Consider the following 6,290-nt stretch of genomic DNA (forward strand, 5'->3'; position numbering starts at 1 on the left):
TTACTTCGCCAAAGGTTTCATTTCTCTCCGTGATACTGATTGAATGTTTTATTTGAGCTAACAGTTTAGCTTCCTTTTCTGATTGAGTATCTTTAACAAAAACAATGAAATCGTCGGTATTAAACCCAGCATATCGGCCTTGAAGTTTAATTTTTTTAATTTGCCACGGTGGCAAGCAGGGAGATATCCGTCCTGTTATCATAAGGACGACAAATGCGGCTTGAACACGAGTTTCAAAAGTCAGCCCACCTCCTCCTGTAGAAAATGGATTGCTTTGTTGTTTTGCTTGCTTAGTCATTTCAGTACCTCCAAAAGTAAATAGGATGGTTACTTGTTGCTTTTCCCAAAACATTTTCAAATAAGTTTTCAATTTCTCCTAATAGACATACAATTCAGTTTATCAACCTTCCAGTTTTAGCCTTCTGCGAAGTTCAGTATAATGCTCCTCTATATGGATAATGGGAAACACCGAGTCCGTAAGCAGTTTACATGTTATAAACATAATAGGAAGTAAGTTTGACTTCTCCATGTACTTATTACGCGTCAGTTAATCCAAGATGTTTTAGAGTCTGGGCTGCTGTTTGTTCAATCGTAATATTAATTATGTCGGACCTTCCTGATCCAATTTTTCAATATAGCACGCTGGCACTTAATCCTTGAAAAAAGTATCCGAACTTCAATTATCAAAGATTACATCCAAAGTCGCATTTTTCGTTGCTGATAGAACCAAAGCGTAATGCTTGGCCCGCGTTAAAGAAACCTGTAAGAGACGGCGGGTTTCCATGTAAGGAGGTTTCGCCTCCCGTCCCCTAAAGTTCTGATATTGGTCTTCAACAAGCAACACTCCGTCATATTCTCGGCCTTTCAATTGGTGCATGTTCATAACAGAAATGCTCGCTGACTCTTTACTGGAATCAAGTAGCTGATCTTGCTGAATCGCGCGATCCAAAGCTTCCTCAGCTCCTACATAATTACCACTGGTCCGCCATAAACTTGTCAGCTCTTCTTCTATCAACGAGCCGCGCCGAAGCAGTCGCAGATACCGCGCGAACTCAGCCGTCTTCGTCAAGTGTTCAACGCCCGCCCTTTCAAATGCCTTTCGGACCATTAGCCAGTCTTTGGTCGGAGAGCCTAAAAATCCATCATTCTCAAGTGCTTCAATAACTCCGATGAGCGCCTTAACACAGTTGTTCTTAGGACGTTTACCATCATCACATTTTTGCGCCCAGTTTTGTAACGTATCAGATTTTTTAATATTTGTAGCGTTGTTAGCAGCACGTAACATATCCGCTACTCTACAAAGACATTGCGATATACGTTGGTCGAATGGGAGATGAGAACTTCCCATAACATTCGCGATAACACGTGCTGATAAAACGATTTGCATCTGATCAACCAAGACATCATGATGGATTGGTTTGTGTTCTCTATCTTTAATTATGATAGGGTTTGCAAGCACATCAGATATTTTTCTCACCATCTGTTTGCTACGTGCCGCAACGGCAATTTTGATATCATTTTTCTCTGTTTTTTTGGCTCTCTTTTTTGTTTCATTCCACGTTCTAATAACGCATAGTCTAACTCCAATAGAGAACATACCGGGTTGAAACGCTCTTCTTTCGATATCATCTGGAAGTTTTTGCACAACATCGGGCGACAAGAGAGAGCGGGCATACCCAGCAATACCAGTCGCGGGACTGCGATTGTTTTCATTCTGAAAGTCAAATACTGGGGCATTCAACTCATCACGAAACTCAGACAAACGATTCTCCGAAACACCGTCACGCCATTCATATATTCGCTGTTCACTGTCACCAAGTGCAATGACGCTTGATCCTGTACTCAATGATCGGATAAGGGTCCATTGGGCTTCATCTGTATCCTGGAACTCGTCCACAAGGATTAATGGATAGGCTGCGTTAAAACAGGATTTCGCAGTGTCTGAACGATTTAAGATTTCAGCAGCACGAGGGGCAAACTGGTCATAGGTCGCTAATCCATCTTCAATATACATCCGCTCCTGCTCAGTAAGCCATAAGTCTTTATTTAAGCCCGCTTTTCTTACAGCTGCATCTTGTGCTGAAACAATACTTAGTCGTCTCTTTTTTGATGTCAGATATCCGTGAGATTTCAAGATCTCCCATGCAAAGGAATGATAGGTTTTAATATCAACTCGCTTGGCAGTATCTGATGTCAATATGCCGCCTGCACTCTCTATAATCCTACGGATTGCTGCATTCGAGAAACTGAGAAATAGAATGCTCTGCTCCGCTGTCAAGTTTTCTAATACGTAACGTCTTGCTTTAAGTAATGCTATAGTTGTTTTTCCAGATCCAGGACCGCCAATAACCAACATATGCCCATCGCCTTCCAGGATGGCACGTCGCTTTTCGCAAATGTCGAAACTATCTTCTGGATTGCATTCCCTCATACATCATCACCCACGTCTTCGGTGGCTTCATCGCCTTCGTTTGCATCGTCACCCATCATGGCATTTGGTAGGTCTTCGCTAATGGAATTAAGTGCGGTGCTGATAATCTCCGGCAAATCTTCGTCTCTACACATCTCCACCAATTTTTCGGCGTATCCTGAACCTTTTCTCTGCTTTAAAACCCGTTTGGTGATGGCTCGTATATCATCGTCGTCGAGATTTTCGTCGTACTCGTAGAGTTCCGGCCTTTTTCTATTGGTCGGGTAATCATCCCAATTAATGGCTTCCTCTAAAAAAGCGCGAACTGCATCAATATCTATTTCTTCGGCCAAGAGATACTCTATCCCCGTATGCTCAAGCTCCCATGCACCATCAAAAAGGGCTTCAATTTCGTTTTTGATTTCCGCATTTTTTTGAAAATCATAGAAAGCATAAGTTTTCAATCCGAGTTCTTTGAAAAACTGTCCATAACGAAGAATGCCTCCATCTCCTTCACAATGGACTACAGTCACACCCGATAAATCCAAAGGCGTGTACGATAATTCATCATCGTAACTCTCCAACACATTTGAAGCCGCATATAACACTTCTGCGTCAGACACTCCCTCAACACAAATAACGCCGTTACCTAGCATTGATTCTGCAAGAATACGCCGTAGATTACCTTGATAGGTTTTACCTTTGATGCCGCTAACTTCAATCTGGCGGCCTTCAAGTGAACCGTTTGTGTCACGTTCCAGCAATACAACGTTCTCAGGACTAAACTGTTCGAGAACAAAGGGTGAATGTGTCGTCAGAATTGACTGATCCATATTCTTTTTCAGAAATTGGACAATTCGCCTTTGTGTATGCGGAGGTATTGCTATCTCCGGTTCTTCCATCGCGAAGATCACATTTACTTTTAGTTCAGCAATAAAAGTGAGTAGTGAGAAAACCATCGCATTAATCACACCTGACCCTAAACGCCAGTACGGAACACGTGCGTTTGACCGGGCGGACGTCCCGAATAGAGTAATGGATTTACGTAAATCATCACGGGTTAGCGATGATGGGTATAGCTGAAATGCTCGATCATCCTCTGACATGTTAACAAAACGGCGAACCCTACCATCAATCTCATCAAGCACGTCTTGGAGCTGAGGAATACTGTCGATCGGTGGATCAAGGCCTTCAAGAGCATTTAAAGTCTGTTCCCACATAGCGGAGCGATCATCATCTTTGAGACGGAGAATTATATCTAGTAGGGAGCCACGTTCGAGACTGAGTGCACGTGATCCTGTGCGCAAAGCACGCAAATAGATAAAACCAAAGCTGCGTTTTACAGAACGACTTACTTTCGCTTTGCTTGCATCATCTTCAGGTGGCGGACTTGCAAAAAATGATTCCGCCCTAAATTCGTCCTCCTCTTCGTCATAAAAACCTTCAAACTTTATCCTAAGGGCAGGGATAACGGTATCAGGTTCAATATCCTCAGGCACTGCATTCTCATCCAGCAAGGAATTGGTTTCAGTGTTCCAATACTCACGATGCGCTCTGAATTTTGTTTCAAGATCAGCCGTTAAGTCTGTCAGAACCACCTCTAGTTCAATTGTAATTGGCGTATTATCGGCACCAATGTATCGTCGTCGATAAAAATCGTGTTCGTTGATAGGATTGGAACGTGATAAACGATCTGGGCCAAGACATAAATCCAATGCTTCACACATTGTCGATTTTCCGACGCTATTTCCACCGATTATCGCAGTATGACCGGTAAAGAGAATCTCTCCGTTCGCAACACTCCGAAAGTTCTTCATTCTGAGACGACGAATTTTCATTATTATGACCATTCCTTTCCGCTGCGCTTCAAGGCACAAAAGGATATGAAACCGATTGTGCTAACCGCAGGCTATACAAATTCGTTAAATTAGCTTAAGGAAGCAGGCACACTACAGAGTAAAAAAAGATGCCAGAAATAATTATGGATAATGCGAAGATGAGTAGTATTATCTTTGGTTATCTTCCTCAAAATGTCTTGGGTTCAGAATAAAGTAATTCCCTGTTTCTCTAATCCAATCATTTGCAATTTGAACAATGCTATATATGATTCTCGCAAAAAAAGGTTGTGAATCCTTGCAAATTGAGTAACTATTTAGCAACTTACCGATGTCTTGTTTTTCGAAATTACCTCCACTTATAACGATTGCTTTTTGATCATCTATTGGTTCTACCAAAATCATTGAATTTTTAGGACTGTTTTGATTCATCTCATTACCTGAAATGATTTTATGTACTGTATCTTTTTCAATAAATTCTAGGGTTTTATCATTATGTAATACACGTTTATATTCTCTCAGCGCATACACCATTTTTGCTATTAATCTTTTTTCTTTTTCAGATAAAAAATATGTTTCTATTTCATCTTTAAAGAAGTCGACAAATTCCGCAATGTTAAGTGTTATATTTTTATAGAGTTCAAAACCAAGATAGTTCTCTTCGGCAATTAAGTTGGTTATATCTTCTTCCGAACTATTTAACAGTCTGGAATAGTTATATCTATCAATATTTCTATCACTTTTTTTGAATAGTATTGTACATAAATCAATCAAAATAGCTTGCATACCCAAGTCCACTTGTCGTTTTGTCTCTAAATACTCTTTTTTATCAATCACACGTTTTTCAATTATCTCAGCTATAGATGACTCCAATAATTTAGTCAGCAGTTTTTTTGCCGACGCAATATCTGTTGAGGTATTATAGCAAATTGGCTTTCTATACCTAATATCAAACGGCAGTTTTTCAACTTCAGCATATTCCGAATTGTAAATACATATTATGTTTGACCATCCTATAGATTTAGATGCAAAACCTAATTCTACCAAAACATTTGGATTAGGTGTAAGGCGACTATCACCTCTACCATTAATAATACTTATATCGGCAATGAAAATATCACAAACATCTATCTTCGAAAAAATTGTTTGTGCCAAATCAGGTGTTCCCAATTCATTCCTACTATCTGTTTCAATAACATATTCAGATATCATTTTATATCTACTGTAAATATTCCGCATTGCTTTATCAATACAATCGTTAATTAATCTGCGATTTTTATTGCTTGGTAAATCAGATGCCCATGAATAGAAAATGTTTAATTTCATAAATGCTAATTTCTCCTATTTTATATTAACCACTTCAAATTATTGCTAAAACATTCAGTTACTTGAACTGCCGATTATAGACATTTTCTAATATTTACCAACTAACTTGTAAATACTACTGATAAGGAGTGATTGTATGCAATCAAACACCACTTGTCTGCTAGTTGAACAGTATCTTAACTACTTGGTTGTTATTAAAGGCCGTGCTGACAATACCATAAAAGAATACCGTACAGATTTGCTTATGTTCTTCTACTTTGTTTTAAACTCCAGGGGTATCCCCATTAATAACCAAAATTTTTCAATTTGATATTGATTTTATCAAGTCCATCCCACTTAATGACATGTACAATTTTATTTCACATTGTCAAACTGAGTTAAAAGCTTCCGCAGGAACAAGGGCTAGAAAGATAGTTTCTATAAGGCAGTTTTGGAAATATCTTAGAACTAAGGCTCATCTTATTGATATCAATATTGCAGAAGAACTTGAAACTCCAAAGTTGCCAAGACGTATACCTAAATATTTAACTCTAGAAGAGTCGGTACGTCTTCTTATTGTAAGTAAAAAGTCACCAAGAGACCACTGCATCCTTACTATTTTTCTTAACTGTGCATTGCGACTGTCTGAACTAGCCAGTTTGAATGTTGACCAGGTAAGTAATGATGTTCTAACTGTAATGGGTAAGGGTAATAAAGAGCGTAAGATTTTCTTAACTCCT

General features: G+C 39.3%; 3 protein-coding genes and 2 pseudogenes. 1 reads left to right on the top strand and 4 read right to left on the bottom strand.

The features are described 5' to 3' along the window. The 4 genes and pseudogenes from APF76_02765 to APF76_02780 all read right to left on the bottom strand — a co-directional run bounded on the left by APF76_02765 (position 1) and on the right by APF76_02780 (position 5,571). Positions 1 to 358: pseudogene (locus APF76_02765) on the bottom strand. A gap of 318 nt (positions 359 to 676) precedes the next feature. After that, positions 677 to 2,431 carry a hypothetical protein gene (locus APF76_02770; protein ID KUO52973.1) on the bottom strand — a complete coding sequence of 585 codons (1,755 nt, stop codon included), beginning with the start codon at positions 2,429 to 2,431 and terminating at the stop codon, positions 677 to 679. After that, positions 2,428 to 4,248 carry a hypothetical protein gene (locus APF76_02775; GenBank protein ID KUO52974.1) on the bottom strand — a complete coding sequence of 607 codons (1,821 nt, stop codon included), beginning with the start codon at positions 4,246 to 4,248 and terminating at the stop codon, positions 2,428 to 2,430. Before APF76_02775 ends, APF76_02770 begins: the two co-directional genes overlap by 4 nt. 168 nt (positions 4,249 to 4,416) lie before the next feature. Beyond that, complete coding sequence (locus tag APF76_02780) at positions 4,417 to 5,571, bottom strand: hypothetical protein (protein KUO52975.1); 1,155 nt, start codon at positions 5,569 to 5,571, stop codon at positions 4,417 to 4,419. 136 nt (positions 5,572 to 5,707) lie between these two features. Between APF76_02780 and APF76_02785 the strand changes: the two are divergent. After that, positions 5,708 to 6,290: pseudogene (locus APF76_02785) on the top strand (hypothetical protein).

It is taken from the genome of Desulfitibacter sp. BRH_c19 (genome assembly GCA_001515945.1).
GTDB lineage: Bacteria > Bacillota > DSM-16504 > Desulfitibacterales > Desulfitibacteraceae > Desulfitibacter.